At 62.0% G+C, this 17,021-nt stretch carries 16 protein-coding genes, 1 pseudogene and 1 riboswitch; of the genes and pseudogenes, 5 read left to right on the top strand and 12 right to left on the bottom strand.

What is annotated here, in order from left to right:
• Nucleotides 1-4: 4 nt before the first annotated feature.
• The 3 genes from KDW95_RS03265 to KDW95_RS03255 all read left to right on the top strand — a co-directional run bounded on the left by KDW95_RS03265 (nt 5) and on the right by KDW95_RS03255 (nt 2,258).
• Nucleotides 5-1,042, top strand: a complete 1,038-nt coding sequence (locus KDW95_RS03265) for an ABC transporter permease (protein WP_255854832.1) — start codon at nt 5-7, stop codon at nt 1,040-1,042.
• Between the two features lie 413 nt (nt 1,043-1,455).
• A complete protein-coding gene (locus tag KDW95_RS03260; protein WP_255854831.1) occupies nt 1,456-1,671 on the top strand; it encodes a hypothetical protein in 216 nt (71 codons plus the stop codon).
• Nucleotides 1,672-1,916: 245 nt separating this feature from the next.
• A complete protein-coding gene (locus tag KDW95_RS03255) occupies nt 1,917-2,258 on the top strand; it encodes a DUF2956 family protein (protein WP_255854830.1) in 342 nt (113 codons plus the stop codon).
• Between the two features lie 35 nt (nt 2,259-2,293).
• Here KDW95_RS03255 and KDW95_RS03250 read toward each other — a convergent pair whose 3' ends face one another.
• From KDW95_RS03250 to fadB, 10 genes are all read right to left on the bottom strand, one after another.
• Nucleotides 2,294-3,751 carry a cobyric acid synthase gene (locus KDW95_RS03250; protein ID WP_255854829.1) on the bottom strand — a complete coding sequence of 486 codons (1,458 nt, stop codon included), beginning with the start codon at nt 3,749-3,751 and terminating at the stop codon, nt 2,294-2,296.
• Nucleotides 3,748-4,746, bottom strand: coding sequence for a threonine-phosphate decarboxylase CobD (cobD, locus tag KDW95_RS03245; protein ID WP_255854828.1), 999 nt, complete (start codon nt 4,744-4,746; stop codon nt 3,748-3,750). The genes KDW95_RS03250 and cobD overlap by 4 nt, the downstream gene beginning before the upstream one ends.
• A 28-nt stretch (nt 4,747-4,774) precedes the next feature.
• Nucleotides 4,775-5,728 carry an adenosylcobinamide-phosphate synthase CbiB gene (gene cbiB, locus KDW95_RS03240; protein WP_255854827.1) on the bottom strand — a complete coding sequence of 318 codons (954 nt, stop codon included), beginning with the start codon at nt 5,726-5,728 and terminating at the stop codon, nt 4,775-4,777.
• On the bottom strand, nt 5,728-6,381 hold the full coding sequence (gene bluB, locus KDW95_RS03235) for a 5,6-dimethylbenzimidazole synthase (protein WP_255854825.1): 654 nt from the start codon (nt 6,379-6,381) through the stop codon (nt 5,728-5,730). The genes cbiB and bluB overlap by 1 nt, the downstream gene beginning before the upstream one ends.
• Nucleotides 6,378-6,536, bottom strand: a complete 159-nt coding sequence (locus KDW95_RS03230; protein ID WP_255854824.1) for a hypothetical protein — start codon at nt 6,534-6,536, stop codon at nt 6,378-6,380. The genes bluB and KDW95_RS03230 overlap by 4 nt, the downstream gene beginning before the upstream one ends.
• A complete protein-coding gene (locus KDW95_RS03225; RefSeq protein WP_255854823.1) occupies nt 6,526-6,690 on the bottom strand; it encodes a hypothetical protein in 165 nt (54 codons plus the stop codon). Before KDW95_RS03225 ends, KDW95_RS03230 begins: the two co-directional genes overlap by 11 nt.
• Before the next feature lie 161 nt (nt 6,691-6,851).
• On the bottom strand, nt 6,852-7,496 hold the full coding sequence (gene cobO / locus KDW95_RS03220) for a cob(I)yrinic acid a,c-diamide adenosyltransferase (protein ID WP_255854822.1): 645 nt from the start codon (nt 7,494-7,496) through the stop codon (nt 6,852-6,854).
• On the bottom strand, nt 7,493-8,074 hold the full coding sequence (locus KDW95_RS03215) for a hypothetical protein (protein ID WP_255854821.1): 582 nt from the start codon (nt 8,072-8,074) through the stop codon (nt 7,493-7,495). The genes cobO and KDW95_RS03215 overlap by 4 nt, the downstream gene beginning before the upstream one ends.
• Nucleotides 8,075-8,088: 14 nt before the next feature.
• Nucleotides 8,089-9,891 (bottom strand): TonB-dependent vitamin B12 receptor, encoded by a 1,803-nt coding sequence (gene btuB / locus KDW95_RS03210; protein ID WP_255854820.1) that lies wholly within the window; start codon nt 9,889-9,891, stop codon nt 8,089-8,091.
• A 133-nt stretch (nt 9,892-10,024) separates the two neighbouring features.
• A riboswitch (cobalamin riboswitch) is annotated at nt 10,025-10,292 on the bottom strand.
• Between the two features lie 117 nt (nt 10,293-10,409).
• The gene (gene fadB, locus KDW95_RS03205) at nt 10,410-12,551 is read right to left on the bottom strand and encodes a fatty acid oxidation complex subunit alpha FadB (RefSeq protein ID WP_255854819.1); all 2,142 of its coding nucleotides are present in this window, start codon (nt 12,549-12,551) and stop codon (nt 10,410-10,412) included.
• 223 nt (nt 12,552-12,774) lie between these two features.
• Between fadB and KDW95_RS03200 the strand changes: the two genes are divergently transcribed.
• On the top strand, nt 12,775-13,782 hold the full coding sequence (locus KDW95_RS03200; protein ID WP_255854818.1) for an AraC family transcriptional regulator: 1,008 nt from the start codon (nt 12,775-12,777) through the stop codon (nt 13,780-13,782).
• Nucleotides 13,783-13,962: 180 nt separating this feature from the next.
• A complete protein-coding gene (locus tag KDW95_RS03195; RefSeq protein WP_255854817.1) occupies nt 13,963-14,295 on the top strand; it encodes a YnfA family protein in 333 nt (110 codons plus the stop codon).
• Nucleotides 14,296-14,351: 56 nt separating this feature from the next.
• Here KDW95_RS03195 and KDW95_RS03190 read toward each other — a convergent pair whose 3' ends face one another.
• Together KDW95_RS03190 and tnpA are read right to left on the bottom strand one after the other, a co-directional pair.
• On the bottom strand, nt 14,352-15,950 hold the full coding sequence (locus KDW95_RS03190; RefSeq protein WP_255854816.1) for a BCCT family transporter: 1,599 nt from the start codon (nt 15,948-15,950) through the stop codon (nt 14,352-14,354).
• 655 nt (nt 15,951-16,605) lie between these two features.
• Nucleotides 16,606-16,951: pseudogene (tnpA, locus tag KDW95_RS03185) on the bottom strand (IS200/IS605 family transposase).
• Nucleotides 16,952-17,021: the final 70 nt, after the last annotated feature.

Here is a 17,021-nt window from a genome sequence, read left to right as displayed (position 1 = left end):
AGATATGTCAACTCAAACCACAACAGCTCCCGCCGCCACCCTCGCGGCGCCATCCAAAAAGCGCCTGCCGCAGGAATTCAGCATTCTGCTGGTGCTGTTCGGTATCGCCGCCTTCTTTGAAGTGCTCGGCTGGTTCCTCGTCGGCCAGAGCTTTCTGGGCAACATGAGCCGCCTGCAGATTATCATTCTGCAGGTCTCCGTTATCGGCATCATCGCCGTGGGCGTGACCCAGGTCATCATTACCGGCGGCATCGACCTGTCATCCGGCTCCGTGGTGGCCATGAGCGCCATGGTCGCCGCCACCTTTGCCCAGGATGCCAACTGGCCGAAAATCATTCACCCGGCCCTGGTCGACCTGCCCTGGTTTATCCCGCTGATGGTCGGCCTCGCGGTTGGCGCCGCCGCCGGTTTTGTCAACGGCTGGCTCATCACCAAAACCAGGATTCCGCCCTTTATTGCCACCCTGGGCATGATGGTTTCCGCCCGCGGTGTGGCCCGCTGGTACACCGATGGCAGCCCGGTCTCCGGCTTCACCGAAAGCTTCGCCATGCTGGGTAACGGCATGGGCCGCTGGGCCCCGGTGGTCATCTTCCTGGTCGTCGCCGCCGTGTTCCATATCGTGATGCGCTACACCCGCTTCGGCAAGTTCACCTACGCCATCGGCGCCAACCCCCAGGCGGCCCGCGTATCCGGCATCAACATCGAGTCGCACCTGATCAAGGTCTACATGATCGCCGGCCTCCTGGCAGGCCTGGCCGCCATGGTCGCCATCGCCCGCATCAAGACCGCCCAGGCCGGCATGGGGCTGATGTACGAACTGGATGCCATCGCCGCCGCCGTAATCGGCGGGGTCTCGCTGTCCGGTGGCCGCGGCCGTATCACCGGCACCGTGATCGGCGCACTGATCCTGGGTGTAATGCTCTCCGGCTTCACCTTCCTGCGTGTGGATGCCTACTACCAGGACATCATCAAGGGCGCGATTATCGTTGTGGCCGTGGTGGTCGACATGCACCGCCAGAACAAGCGCAGCAAGAAAACCTGACGACCTAAGCCATCACAAGGGGCCCCTCATCACCGATCGCTGTTGGCACGAAAACCTGACGCATCCGCAGTCGGCCAATAGAAAAAGGGAGTCCTTGGCAGGGTTCCCTTTACTTGGTTCTTCGAAGAATTGTGGGACAAACAGGGTAGCCCGACTCACTCCGGCCAGGTTTTCAGGCCAAAGCCTGCCATTCATCGGGCCCTCATAATTGATCATCGACCTGGCGCCGCTGACTGCAGTGGCTCTGGTCGGCGAAGGCACACCAATTCTGTGCACTGAAGACAACCTTGCAGTACCTACACTGCCGGACCATGTCCCGGCGACTGAGTTTTAACCCGTCAACGTCAGCCATTAAGCCACGATAGAAATCGTTTATACTGGCGCCTGACTTTTACCTTTACAGGAATAGCTTAATGCGCGAAACGGACCTGGTTTTTTTTCAGCCCCTGTGGCGACGCGTTGCCGCGACCGTATTCTGCGTGCTCTGGTCCGTGTTCGAGTGGGTAACTAACAGTCCGTTCTGGGGCATGGTGTCACTGGGCTTTGTTTTTTACTGTTACTGGATGTTTTTCCATACCTTTGAGGAAACCAAGCCCGCGAGCAAATCGCAGGACTCGAGCAGCGATTAGGAGTCCGAGAATGCTGACCGAAGCGAGGACCGGCTGGTTCAAGCAGGTTCTTGCGGTGTTTTAAGGCCAGTGACAGGTTGCCGATATGTTCCGAGCAAGCCCAGAGAAACCTCGCAGGCCAGCAGTTCCCTTGCGTAAAATCGACAATGCCTGACTCAGCCACGGACCAGTAGCGATGAATAAGCCACGCCGAATCGCGGTCACCTTTGGCAATCAAGGTTCACACCCAGGGTAAAAAGATACCGATGGTCAGATATTCCAAGCAGAAAGCCCCCTCCCCCGAAACCCAGGACGAGGCCCTGAAGGTCGCCCGCGCCACGCAGCAACCGGGGCAAACGAAAGAGCAGACCAAGCTGATCGCCAGGGGCATTCAGCGTGGCATTGATGAGTACAAGAAGCAGCACAAGGCCAGATCGCGGGAACTGAACAAGCAGATCAAGCAGGTAAAGGCCCAGGCGCAGGAAGCCCAGGACACACCGGAGCCCGACGCCAGCGCCCCCGCCGCCAGGGCTGGCGCTGCGCTGCCCTGGAGTTTACTGGGGCTTTCCTGGCTGCTGTTCGCCGCCTATGTGTTGCTGATGCCCTGATAGACCGACACGGCGACATTGGCAACGCAAGCCACTCAGAGCCCCAGCAACCGGTCCACTGCGGCCAGGTCCAGGTGCGTTTCCAGGCAGTCCGCCAGCCGATCGATACCGGCTTCGCGCAGCGCCTGGTAATCCGGCGTCTGCGCCCCGGCAAAACCGGCCCAGCCCAGCAGGGCATCGGTGGCGCTGGCCTGATCGAACAGGCCGTGGAGATAGGACCCCAGGATCTGGCCATCCTCGCTCAGGGCACCTTCGGCCCGGCCGTCCAGCTGCAGCGCCGGACGCTGCAGGCCGGGCCCCTCGCTAACCCCCAGATGGATTTCGTACCCCGCCACCGCGGCACCGTTGAGCCTGAGGGTGCCCGTCACGTTACGCAACTGCTTGCGGGCCTCAAGCCGGGTTTCAATATCCAGCAACCCCAGGCCGGCACTGCTGCCAGGCGTGCCTTCAATCCCCAGCGGATCATGCACCTGCTGGCCCAGCATCTGGTAACCGCCACAGATACCGACAAGCTTGCCACCGTAACGCAGATGACGCCGGATATGCGCCTCCCAGCCTTGCTCGCGCAGCCAGCGCAGGTCGCTGCGCACCGATTTTGAACCCGGCAGGATTACCAGGTCGGCGGGGCCAGGCTGTTCGCCAGGACCGACGAACTCGATATCCACCTGGGGGTGCAGGCGCAACGCATCGAAATCGGTGTGGTTGCTGATATGGGGCAGCACCGGCACCTGCACCCGCAGGCAGTCGCCCTCGGGGCGGCTCTGCTGCTCCCGTGACACCGCATCCTCGGCCTCCAGGTGCAGGCCATGCAGATAGGGCAGCACGCCGAGCACCGGTTTGCCGGTGCGCGCTTCGAGCCAGTCGAGGCCGGACTGCAGCAGCGCAATATCACCGCGAAAACGGTTGATCACGAACCCTGCCACCCGGGCTTGCTCCGATGCGCTCAGCAGTTCCAGCGTGCCCACCAAATGCGCAAAAACGCCGCCGCGATCGATATCGGCAATCAGGATTACCGGGCAGTCCACCGCCTCGGCAAAGCCCATGTTGGCGATATCCCGGTCCCGCAGGTTGATCTCGGCCGGCGAGCCCGCCCCCTCCACCAACACTGCACGATACTGCGCACATAGACGGCCGTGGGATTCGAGCACCGCCTGCATGGCAACCCTTTTGTAGTCGTGATAGATGCCGGCCTCCATATTGGCGATGGCATGGCCGTGGATAATCACCTGGGCGCCGGTATCGGAATTGGGTTTCAGCAGCACCGGGTTCATGTCCGTGTGCGGTGCCAGGTAACAGGCCTGGGCCTGCACGGCCTGGGCGCGGCCAATCTCGCCGCCATTCACCGTCACGGCACTGTTGAGCGCCATGTTCTGGGGCTTGAAGGGCGCCACCGCGATGCCCCGGCGCGCCAGTACACGGCACAACCCGGCCACCAGGGTACTCTTGCCGGCATCGGATGTGGTGCCCTGGATCATCAGGGTTCTGGCAGTCATGGGTTGATCTCCGTCAGTGCGTTATCCAGCCGGGCCCAGCCGGCTTCATCCGCTGGCAGCCCAAAGCGCAGGCTTGCAGGATTTTCGAATTCGCGTGTCAGAATGGCCCGCTGGGCCAGCGCCCGGTGCAGCTGTGGGGCCTGCGGGGTACGGACCCACTGAAACAGGGCGCAGCCCGCAGTGGGGGGTAAGTGATGCTGGCGCAGCAGGTCCGACAGCCTGCTGCTTTCAGCCTCCAGCTGCACACGCATGCTGTCCTGCCAGGCCTTGTCTTGCAGTGCCAGGGTCGCCACCGCCCGGGCCGGCCCTGAAATCGACCAGGGCCCGAGCAGTTCACGCAATGGCGTGAGAACGGCGGGCGGCGCCAGCACAAAGCCCACCCGGATACCGGCCAGGCCAAAGAACTTGCCCAGCGAGCGCAGCACGATCAGCCCGGGGCGGCCTGCGTGCATGGCCAGGCTTGCCCCTGGCGTGCAGTCGATAAAGGCCTCGTCCAGCAGCAGCCAGCCGCCCCGCGCCGCCATTTCAGCCTGCCAGGCCAGCAGCTCAGCAACACTGAAGCGCTCGGCACCGGGGTTGCCCGGATGAATCAGCACCAGCACCTCGCACGCCGGCAACTCATGGCGCAGCTGCTCCACAGACAGCAGTTGCACCGCATGCCCGGCGGCGCGCCAGGCTTGTTCGTGCTCGCGGTAGCCCGGTGCCATGATGGCCACCCTGCAGCTTGCCCGCAGCCGTGGTAGGGCCTGAATCGCCACCTGGGAACCGGCCACGGGTAACAGGTTTTGGGCGCCGTAGTACTCACGGGCGGCTTCTTCCAGACCGTCGCCCTCCTCCGGCAGCCTCGCCCAGCACTGCGGGTCCAGCGCCGGCACAGGCCAGCCATGGGGATTAAGGCCGGTGGAAAGGTCCAGCCAGTGGTGCAGTGCAATACCCTGTTGTCGGGCCGCCGCCCGCAGGCGTCCGCCATGTTGCAGCATTGTGAGTATCCGCATTCAATCAGTCATGGGCGTTAGCGAAAAGTCAGTGCAACGCGCTCAAGAGCCCCGCAGCCAGCAGAACCAGCAGCCAGAGCGCAACAGCGGAACGCACCAGCCTGAGCGCCCGCGGAATATCGGCCGCGCCCGGATCGGGCCCCAGCCCCAGCCAGGGTTTTTGCTGCCACTGACCGCGGTAGCGCGCAGGCCCGCCCAGGCGAATGCCCAGGGCGCCTGCGCCTGCCGCCATCACCGGGCCGCCATTGGGACTGTCACAGGCGTGGGCCTGGGTATCCCAGCAGCGCAGTGCAACGCGGGTCTGGCCCAGCAATGTGTAGCTCAGCGCGGTGAGGCGCGCCGGCAGCCAGTTCAGCGCATCGTCAATGCGGGCGCTGGCCCGGCCAAAATGCAGGTAGCGCGGCGAGCGGTAGCCCCAGCTGGCATCCAGGGTGTTGGCCAGGCGGAACAGCACGGCCCCCGGCAGGCCCGCCACCGCGTACCAGAACAGGGCGCCAAACACCGCATCGTTGCCATTTTCCAGGATTGACTCAATGGTTGATTTTTCAATATCCATTGTTGCGGCGTCCCGACTCACTATTCGCGCTGCATGCTCGCGGGCCGTGGCTTCTTCGCCCCGTTGCAAGGCCCTGAACACCGGTTGTGCATGATCACTCAAACTGCGGTGTCCCAGCGCCCAGTACAACCCGAGCACGGCGGCCAGCTCACCCACCAGGGGTACGGCTGACAAGCCCCACGCCAGCAACACCGGCGGCATCACCAGCAGCAGCCAGCCCAGGCTACCCGCACAGATCTGGGCCCTGGCGCCCTCGCCCCGGCGCCCGTGCAGCAACTGCTCCAGCCGGGCCACGAGCCTGCCAAAGGCGACCAGCGGATGCCAGCGCAGTGGCGGCTCGCCCAGTACCCAGTCCAGCATGACCGCGGCCAGCATGATGATGGCTGTCCTCAGCAGGCTGTCGGACAGTAACAGGCCGCTGTCCATCAGTCCTGGGGCCAGCCATCGGTGGACAGCAGCTCATGCAGCGGACGGGGCTCGGCCCAGCCGCTGTCCTGCAGCATCGGGCGCGGGTAAAACGCCTCGACCTGGCCCAGGCAGAGCACGGCCACCGGCTGGCTGCCCGCCGGCATGCCCAGCAGTTCGGCCAGCGCTACGGGATCGAACAGCGACACCCAGCCCATGCCAAGCCCCTCGGCCCGGGCTGCCAGCCAGAGGTTCTGGATCGCACAGGACACCGAGGCCAGGTCCATTTCCGGCAGGGTGCGCCGACCAAAGACATGCTGCTCGCGCTTGTCGGCCAATGCCACCACCAGCAGCTCGCCACATTCACGCACCCCCTCCACCTTGAGGCGCATGAATTCCTCCTCCCGCTCCCCCAGCGCCCGGGCCGTGTTGCCGCGTTCCTGCTCCACCAGCGCCGCTATGGCCGTGCGCAAAGAGTCATCGCAGATGCGGATAAAGCGCCAGGGCTGCATCAGGCCGACGCTGGGGGCGCAGTGGGCTGCTTCCAGCAGTCGCGCCAGCACCTCGGGCGCCACGGCGCCTGGTACAAAATGCCGCATGTCCCGGCGTTCTCGAATGGCGCGGTACACGGCATCCCGTTCTGCAATGGAGAACGCAGGATTTTCAGGGCTCATGCTGCACTCCACCCTTCCACCCTCGCATCAACCGCGCCGGCACCTCGGACACCACTGCGCCCGGGTACAAAATGGCAAATACCCCGGCGCTCGCGAATGGCCCGGTACACGGCATCCCGTTCTGCAATGGAGAACGCAGGATTTTCAGGGCTCATGCTGCACTCCACCCTTCCACCCTGGCATCAACCGCGCCAGCACCTCGGGCGCTACGGCGTCCGGTACAAAATGGCAAATACCCCGGCGTTCTGGAATGGCGCGGTACACGGCATCCCGCTCTGCAATGGAGAACGCAGGATTTTCAGGACTCATGCTGCACTCCACCCTTCCACCCTGGCATCAATCGCGCCAGTGCCTCAGGCGCTACGGCGTCCGGTACAAAATGGCAAATACCCCGGCGCTCGCGAATGGCCCGGTATACCGCATCACGCTCGGCTTCACTGAAAGCCAGATCGGGACAAGTCATGGTGCTGTTAGAGCTCAATGCCGTTCTGCGCCTTGATGCCGGCCCGAAAGGCGTGCTTCACATCCCCCATCTCGGTCACGGTATCCGCCAGCTCGATCAGCTCGGCCGGCGCACCGCGCCCGGTAATGATCAGGTTCTGGTGTGCAGGGCGCGCATTGGCCGCGTCAATCACCGCCTGCAGCGGTATATAGCCGTACTTGAGGGCGATATTGAGTTCATCCAGCACCACCATATGAATGGCGGGGTCGGACATCAGCCCGCGGGCCACATCAAAGGCCGCCATGGCCGCCGCCACATCCCGCTCCCGGTCCTGGGTTTCCCAGGTGAAACCCTCGCCCATGACGTGGTAGCTCACGCCCTCGAGCTTGCGAAAGAAGGCTTCTTCGCCGGTGCTGAAGGCGCCCTTGATAAATTGCACCACGCCCACGCGCTGACCGTGGCCCAGTGCCCGTGCCACCATGCCAAAGGCCGAGCTGCTCTTGCCCTTGCCGTTGCCGGTAAGCACCACAACGATACCGCGCACCTTGTCGGCGCGGGCAATGGCGGCATCCACCACCGCCTTCTTGCGCTGCATGCGATCCTGGTGGCGCTCGTCCCTGGCCGCCTGCTGCGCTGCCGTCAGCTCGGGCCCGTCGGTGTTTGATTCACTCATGAGGAACTCCTCTGTTCGTTACGCTGCCACGACGTCATCGCCAGTACGGCACCGTGCACTAGTGCCGCCAGGGCAATATAAAACGCCATGGATTGCAGGCTCAGCGGCGTATAGCGCAGCATGCGCTGGGCAAACTCGGCCAGGGTCGGGTCGGCGAAGTGCCCCGAGAAATAGTAGTAGCTGCCGCTGGAGATCAGCTGGCACAGGGTCGAGGCCACCAGCACGGACAGCACCAGCGGCGCCAGCATGGCCCCGTGCGGGCGGTAGCGTTTTGCCAGCCACTGCCCCCCGAGCCAGAGCGTACCGTAGGCCGGCAGCAGCATCGGGTAGGACGCCGTAATGCAGAGGCTGACAGCCCCCTGCAAACCCACGGCGCTGATATCCAGCAGCACGGCCTCGGCCATCAGGCCGGCGAAAGCCCATTTGGATCGCAGGTAAAAGCCGGCGATAAAGAACAGCGCCCAGGACGCGCTGGGCAGGTTATCCAGGCTGGCAAAATGATGACCGCGGGTGGCGGCCATCAGCAGTGCCAGCCCCAGGCCCAGCAGGAGCTGGGCACGGGAGCTGAGGTTCAGCATTGTTGAGATCCTTTTCAGGGTGCGTAATGCAGCGACACCCAATAGGTGCGGCCATCCTGGTTATAGCTCGTCGCAGTCTGGTAATCCTTGTCAAACAGGTTCTCAATGCGGCCCTTCAGCGCCCAGTCCTGCGCCAGTTGGTAGGCGCTGCGTAGATCGAACTTGGTGTAACCGCCCAGCCAGTCACTGCCATCTGGTCGTTTGCCCACCGCCTGCAGCGAACCACCAAGGGAATAGCGCCCGAAATCACGATCAGCGGAGAGGTTAAATACCTTGCGAGCACGACGATTGAGGACGCTGTCGTCGGCAAGATCCTTCGGATCGAGCAGATCCAGACTGGACGTCAAATCCCAATGCACGATGCGGGTGGACGCGAATAGCTCGAGGCCCCGGATGCGAGCTTCGTTCACGTTCATGGGAATCCAGCGGAATGGATCCATCGGGGTCGGCGAAGGCCTCCAAGCTATCAGATTATCGATGTCATTCTGATAAAGATTGGCTGACCAGCTAACACCTGCGTGATCACCGGACAAGCCTAGCTCCCAAGATTTGGACTCTTCGGGCTGCAGTGTTTCATTCCCCGCCTCCGGCCAGTAAAGGTCATTAAATGTTGGGGCTTTAAAGCCCGTGCCATAACTTGCGCTAACGCGCAGATCCTTAGCCAGGGTGTAGCCCCAGGCCAGGCTGCCGGTGTTGTGGCGACCGAACTGTTCATTGTCATCAGTACGTAGGCTAGCGATCAGGTCATGCTGCCCCAGAGTCGTCTGATACTGGACAAAGGCCCCCTTATTGTCTCGCTCGGTCACGTCATAGTCAGGGGGGCTACTGGAGACCTCATCTTTCTGGTAGTCCAGCCCCAGGGTCAGCAGATCAGCCACACCAACGGCGATATCGTTCTGCCAGGAGACATTGTCACGCACCGTTTCAAAGCGGCTGCTGAATACGCCATCCAGAAAATTGTCAGTATCATCCCAGCTGCGCCCCAGCTGCAAGCTTGACTGCCAGTTGTCGGCCAGCGCCGTGGAAATACGAGCCCCCAGCACCTGCTGGCGAGACTCGCTCTCGTTCTGGGAACTGCCGTCAAACTCAGCTTCACCGTCGGCGCGCAGCCAGTGCAGTTCCACCTCGGAGCTGTCGCCAAACTCGCGTCCTACTCGCAGCGTTACAGCACGGTTGCTATAACCATCCTTGTCGGTCTCGCCATCATTTTTAACGTCAAAGCCATCGGTGTTTAACGCGCTCAGGCCCAGGTTGAACCAGCCATCGGCATCGCCGCCAGAAAGACCTGCATCGGTCTGGTAGGTATCGTGGCTGCCAACGGCCACACTGACACGCGGCTTGAGCTCGCCCGTCGCGGTGCCCTTGCGGGTAAAGATCTGAATAACACCGCCAATGGCTTCGGACCCATAAAGGCTGGAGCGCGGCCCGCGCACCACTTCAATGCGCTCAACCTGTGACAGCGGCACATCCTGAAACGAGTAGGTGCCCGATGTTGCCGAACCCACCTTGATGCCATCGATCAACACCAGCACATGGTCGGAGCTAGTACCACGCAGGAATACAGAGGTTAACTGCCCTAGCCCTCCATTACTCACCAGTGTCACACCAGGCACGCTGCGCAGGATTTCCGGCAGCATCTGCGCCTGGCTGCGCTCGATCTGTTCACGGTCAATTACCGTGACCGAGGCCAGGGTTTCATCGGCGGTTTCGGCGGTACGGGTGGCGGTGACGATCACCGGGCTCAGGGTAGCGGCCTGGTCGGCCAGCACAACGGAGGAGCTCAGCAGCAGCGCTGCCGGCAAAGAATACGACTTCATTAAACACAGATCCTTCCCGTGCTCACCCGCACGGCAATCAGCAAAGAGAGAGGCCGCGCAGAAGGATAGAAACGGGAACGCGGCGCACGGCCAAAGCCGAACGCCTGCGAGCCGTTGCAGCGCCCTCCGCGATGCCGACAAATTGCTTTTGGCCGGTCTCCGGACTCACGACAGGCTGCAATGCAGCCTGAAACAGCACCTTCCCGTGCAAAGCACACAGTGGCTTGTCGCTGTTTTACATGCTCTCAAGCGCCGGCAGGCGATATCGGCATGCTTCGTTTACCGTTGCGGGGGCAGTGCCGGCATTGCAGAGCGCGGGATAGAACCCGCCCTCAAGCGCACCGGCTTCCCGATTAAACCCAAGCGCAAAACCCTTGGGTACCAGAAGCAGGGGCGCATTGTAGGGAGCTAGCCGGCTAATTACAAATGTCCCTTGCCCCGAGGAAGGGACAAGGGACAAGGGGCTAGAACAAGGGGCAAGGAGCAAGGAGCAAGGAGCAAAGCTCCAGGGCTAGCAGCTAGAAGAAGGAGGCGTGGGTGGCGGCCCGTTGCCGCAGACTCTCGGTGGTCCGGTAGAGCGCGCCCTGTCCGGCGTGACGCTCTACCCGCGTGCAGAACTCTGCCGCGCCCAGGCTGTCGATGTAGCGCAGCGGGCCACCGCGAAAACGCGGGAAACCCAGGCCCAGAATCAGCCCCATGTCGACCTCGGCGGCGCTGTCAGCGATACCGTCCTCCAGGCAGCGCACCGCCTCCATGCACAGCGGAATCATCATGCGATCGACGATATCCGCATCACTGAGCTCGACCACCGGCCCCTTCGCCGCATCGATCAGCTGCTGCGCCTGCGGTGCCGGCACCCGGGTGCGACGACCACTGTCATCCTGGCCGTATTGATAGAAGCCGGTGCCGTTCTTCTGCCCCAGGCAGTCGGCCGCCAGCAGCTGCTCGACGATACAGGCATCGTCATGTGCCATGCGCGCCGGGAAACCCTCGATCATCACCTTGTCGGCATGCACGCAGGTATCCAGGCCGATGACGTCCATCAGGTAGGCCGGGCCCATGGGCCAGCCAAAGGCTTCCATCACCCGGTCTATGCGCTCGAAATCCACCCCGTCCAACAGCAGGCGGTTAAAGCCGTTGAAATAGGGAAACAGGATGCGGTTGACCAGGAACCCCGGGCAGTCGTTGACCACGATGGGGCTCTTGCCCATGGCAACCGCATACGCCAGGGTAGTCGCCAGGGTCTGGGGGCTGGTGTCGCGGCCGCGGATAATCTCAACCAGCGGCATCAGGTGCACCGGGTTGAAAAAGTGCATGCCGCAGAACTGCGCCGGGCGCTGCAGGGATTCAGCCAGGGCGCTGATGGAAATGGTGGAGGTGTTGGAGGTGAGCACGGCATCGGGGCGCAGTTGCGCTTCCACATCCACCAGTACGCTGGCCTTGATGGCGGCATTTTCCACCACCGCTTCCACCACCAGGTCCACCTGGTCAAAGTCCTGGTAATCCAGCTGGGGGCTGATGGCCTGCAGCACCTGCTGCTTGCCGGCCTCATCGCGCCGGCCTTTCTGGATCTGCCGATCCAGCAGCTTGCCGGCGGTCGCCATGCCCAGCTCCAGCGCCTGGGGCTGGATATCCTTCATCAGCACCGGTGTGCCGGTGCTGGCGGATTGAAAGGCCACCCCGCCCCCCATGATGCCGGCACCGATTACCGCTGCCTGCTTCACCGCAGCACCCTGCTTGAGGGCGTTTTTGGCCTTGCGCTTGAGCAGCTGATCGTTCAGGAAAAGCCCCACCAGTGCCTGGGCGGAATCGCTTTTCAGCAGTTCGATAAAGCCCTGCTGCTCGGCCTGCAGCGCCGCCTGGAAATCCAGCGTGATATGGCGCAATACCAGCGCCAGCACGCTCGGTGCCGCCGGGTAGTTGGGGTCGAGCTTTGCGCCCAGTGTCTTGTCAAGCGCCGCCAGTTCTGCATGCAGGCGATCACAGGCCGGCATCGGTGCCTGCTTGCGCTCACGTACGCGGTGCAGATCACAGCCATCGGCGATCTTCTGGCGCAGCAGTGCCAGGGCACTGTCGTGCAGCGCATCAGGCTCGGCCACGGCATCCACCGCACCCTGCTCCAGTGCCGTGCTGGCGTTCTGCGGCCGCCCGCCCAGCATCCAGTTGAGCGAAGCCTCAACACCGATTAGCCGGCTGAGGCGCACCGTGCCGCCCCAGCCCGGGAAGAGCCCCAGCTGCACTTCGGGCAGGCCGACCTTGCCATCGCTGGCCAGCACGCGGAAATCCGCCGCCAGCGCCATTTCGAAGCCACCCCCCAGGGCGAGCCCGTTCACCGCCGCCACCGATACCAGCGGCAGGCTCTCGATCTCGCAGAGAAGGCCATGCACGCTGGCCATCCAGGGCGCCAGTTCGGCGGCGCTTTGGCGTGATCGCTGGGCCAGTTCCGGAATATCGGCACCGACAATGAAATTGGACTTGGCACTGCGCAGCAGCAGGCCATCAATACCCTGGGCCGCCCGCAGCTGCTGCACCGCCGCCGTTATTTCCTCGAACACCGCACTGGTCAGGGAATTGACCGATGCACCCTGCACATCAAATACCAGCTCGGCAATACCGGGCTCCACAATCTGCAGGCTGATGGCCTGGCCTTCATACATCATGATTGCATCCTCAATTTCAATCGTATCCACCACCGGAATCTGCTGCGGCGGCGGTGGTCTCGGGGCGCCTGGCGACCCTGGTGGCCAGACAGTCTGAATCAGCCGTCGTGCCACCACAATGACAAATAGAGCCGTATACTAGACATATTCAGACATTCACCTTAGCAGAACCCCGGGTATTGCGGCATAATCGACATATCGCATAGCTAATACGGACAGCCCAATGAGTTCGCCGCGCCATTCCATCTCGGTTCACTACGCCCGCACCTTTATCACCGGGCTGGAGCGCCGGGGCCACAATTGCGACAGCATTCTGCAGCGGGCCGGCCTGCACCGGGGCCTGCTCGACAATCCCCAGGTGCGCATCACGCCGCACCAGCTCAGCAGCCTGGTACAGCAGCTCTGGCACACCGCCGACGACGAGTTTCTGGCCCTGGGCAGCCGCCCCTGCCGCTTCGGCATTTTCCCGCTGATGGCCCGCCAGGCGTTGTACGGCACCACCCTGCGCTCGGTGCTGCGACGCAGCTGCCACTTTTACAACCTTGTGTCCGAAGCGGTGGAATTCAAGTTCGAGGAATGGGATGACTGCGCCCGCCTGAGCCTGCGCCTGAGTGACCCAAGCCTGGACACCGAACACAGCCTGTGCGAGTTTCTGCTGCTGATCTGGCACCGCTTCCCGGGCTGGATGATCGGCCGGCGAGTGGAACTCAGTCGCATGTGCTTTACACACGCCCGCCCACGTCATAGCGCCGAGTATCGCCTGATGTTTCCGGCGCCGGTGGCCTACGAACAGCCCTTTAACGGCTTCGAGTTCAGCCGCGAGCAGCTCGATGCCCCCATCGTACAGACGGTGGCGAACCTGCGCAGCTACATGAAACGCGCCCCGCTCGACTGGTTCAGCCGCCAGGCCTACTACCCCATCTATACCCGCCGCGTGCTGGATCAGCTCGAGCGCGCCGACACCCTGGCCAGCACCACCATGGAAGACACCGCTACCGCGCTGCACATGACCACCCGCACGCTGCGGCGCAAGCTGACCGACGAGGGCACCAGCTTCCAGGACATCAAGGACGGCCTGCGCCGCGATACCGCCATCCACCTGCTGAGCCAACCCAGCCGGCCGGTCTCCAGCATCGCCCGGGAACTGGGATTTTCGGAGCCCTCCGCCTTTACCCGCGCCTTTAGACACTGGACCGGGGTGTCGCCAAGCAGTTATCGCAAGCGGGGGTAATTCACGGGCTCATTCCAGGCAGCAGGCTCCATACAGGTAGGCAGTCAGCGCAGCGCATTCCGCCATCCACAGCGACGCGGTGGCAGCAGCGGCTTGCTCTGTTGTGCGAATGACAAATAACGAATGACTAATGTTGCAATGGGCATTCATTGGGTATCGATCACCAGGAGGTAGCGGCCATTGCCGGAACTCAAAACTGTCAGTCTTTTTTTCATTACAGCACTGGCCGAAATTGTGGGCTGTTACCTGCCCTATCTCTGGCTGCGTGAAGGTAAATCAATCTGGTTGCTGGTGCCCGCGGCCATTAGCCTGGCGGCTTTCGCCTGGCTGCTTTCGCTGCATCCTGCCGCGGCCGGTCGTGTTTATGCAGCCTACGGGGGTGTCTATGTATGCATGGCCATTTTGTGGTTGTGGGCTGTTGATGGCATTCGGCCCAGTGTCTGGGATTTGCTGGGTTCGGGCGTGGCACTGCTGGGGATGGCCATTATCATGTTTGCCCCGCGCGGCACCTGATGACCCTGGCTGGCAAACAGCGCGGAAACCTGTGTGCCAGCCAGGTTAAAAAAGGCTCAGAACTTGGCGCGTTCCGATTTCAGCGCGAGCCACAGGCAGTAGCACATGGTCAACACCACCAGCGTGAAGGGAATGCCGGTCGAGACCGCGGCGCCCTGCAGGGCACTGAGGCCACCGCCCAGCAACAGGGCGATCGCCACCAGCCCTTCCAGCGTGCACCAGAACACCCGCTGCACGACAGGCGCATCCATCTTGCCACCCGCCGTGATCGTATCAATGACCAGCGAGCCGCTGTCGGACGAGGTGACGAAGAAGATCACGATCAGCACGAGCGCGAGCGGCGCGACGACACCGTAGAACGGCAGCTCGCGCAGGAACCCGAACAACGCGCCTTCGGGCTTGTAGCTGTCGACCACCGTCGCCACCACACCCTCGGCGCCGCCGGCAATGATCATGTCGATGGCCGCTCCACCAAAGGTGGACATCCAGAGCGCGCAGACCGCCGTGGGCGCGATCAGCGCACAGAGTATGAACTCACGCACGGTTCGGCCCCGCGAGATGCGGGCGATGAACATGCCAACGAACGGTGACCATGCGATCCACCAGGCCCAGTAGAAGGTGGTCCAGCCGTGGAAAAAGCTGGTGTCATCGCGCCCGAAGGGGTTGGAGAGCGCCGGCAGCGCCACGATGTAATCGGCCATGACGCTGACATAGCGCGTCACGCCGTCGACAAGACCGGTGACCAGCAGCACGAAGATAAACATGACAACCGCCATGATCATGTTGATCTCGGAAAGCCGCTTCACGCCCTTGTCCATGCCCAGAAGCACCGAGCACAGGGCAATGGCCGTAATCCCGATGATGATCAACACGGTAACCGTGCCGGTCGGCTCGATCCCGAAGATCTCGTTAAGGCCCGCGGCCACCTGCTGGGCACCGAGGCCGAGCGAGGTGGTAAGGCCAAACAGGGTGGCGAAAACGGCCAGCGTATCGATGGCGTGTCCCCACCAGCCCCAGACCCGTTCGCCCAGGATCGGGTAGAACGCCGAGCGCAGGGTCAGTGGCAAACCGAGGTTGTAGCTGAAGATCGCAAGGCTGAGACCAACCGCGGCATAGACAGCCCAGGCTTCCAGCCCCCAGTGGTGGATCGTACCGACGACGCCAATGTATTCGTTGCCAGGCGCAGTTGCATCGATCCCCAGTGGCCGCGCACCGCCACTTTCGGCGAAGTTGTAATAGACCGGCTCCAGCACACCGAAGAACAGCAGGCCAATGCCGATACCGGCGGCGAACATCATCGAGATCCAGCCCGGGTAGGAATAGTCGGGCCTGGCGTCCTTGCCGCCGATCCTGACCGATCCCACGGGCAGCACAATCAAGGCAAGGCAGAACAGCGTTATTGCGTTCACCGAGAGCACAAGAAACCAGTCGAAGGTGCTGGTGAGCCAGGGTCGCAGCCAGCCGAAGAAGGTCGCGGAATCCTCCTGGTTGGCCAGCGCGAGAAGGACGAATGCGATGATCATAAGACTCGATATCGCGAAAACGGGATTGTGTATATCAAGACCGAACGGGCGGATATTATCCTGTCCCATCTCGTGATCAGTGGAGAAGTCCATTTCCTTGTCCACCGCATTGTCCGGGTCAGATTTCGACATTTGTCTGATTCCTCTCGCCTTTTACGAAATTCGAGATAGCACTGCCGCAGTACAGCATCGTCAGCCGCGCCCGATAAGTCAAAAACTATCTGATGGTTGGGGCTTCGCCTGTCGGCGACATACGTCCTTTGCCCATGTGTAAGAAAGTAACCAAAGCGCTTTACCCTGAAGACTGCGCCCCGATGAGGCCTTTCCACTGCGCGCTGGAACGATTTTCCGGGTACCGGCTTTCAAGATGAGAAATGGCATTCCCCTTTGCCGCATCGGCGGCTCGACAGTCCCTGCCTCGCCCCTACGAGTCTAATCGAAGCATAATCCCAGTGTTTGCTTGATGGCTGCTGAGGAGGGTGAAATCCGTTCTGCCGTCCTAGTGCTAGTGGAGCGGTACGCCAAGATGATGAATGAAGTGACTATAATTTCCCAGACACACAGACGCAGGTAAGCTCACCTACCCATAAAGATATGCGTCATGAGTCAGAACAAACCCTCAAGACCTAAACCAACGCGATCTTTGCGGAATTGTCGGGCAAATGACACCTTACAGGCGCGGGTATAGGCCCGTACTTTACCAAAAATGCGCGTAAAGCCTCGCCCATTCGGGTAGGAACCGCGCAGCGGTTATATTTTAGGGTAGCCTGGTCGAGCACGTACTCTTTCAGGGGCTCGATTTACAGGCGAAATAGATGCGCGACAAGAGCGCCGCCGCGCTTTCGCTTTGTCGAGGGATATGTGTGTTGAGTAGGTGTATACGAGGCGAGCAGGTGAACATGATTGGCCTCACCGTCCACTTCCAGCAGGTCCTACTTCAGTATCTCGCAGGCTGAGGCGCATGCGCTCCGCAACTGGTCAGTCATGTCACCATCGAACAACTTGCGCCGGTACCTGGTTGTGAACACCAGATGGAAAATCAGCTTGGTGACACTGTGACGTCTGCGAAGACAGCCATCCAAAAGCCCTTTGGCAACTGAGAGTTCGAAGCTGGTCCTGTCCTGTGGGTGCATCGGAACACGACGCGAGATTCATACCGCGTTCAGTATCCGCCAGCAGAGGATTGTAAACTACGGGCCGCAG

Source organism: Marinobacterium rhizophilum (assembly GCF_024397915.1).
In the GTDB taxonomy this organism is placed as follows: Bacteria; Pseudomonadota; Gammaproteobacteria; order Pseudomonadales; family Balneatricaceae; genus Marinobacterium_A; species Marinobacterium_A rhizophilum_A.
This window is presented reverse-complemented; position numbering and strand designations above follow the sequence as displayed.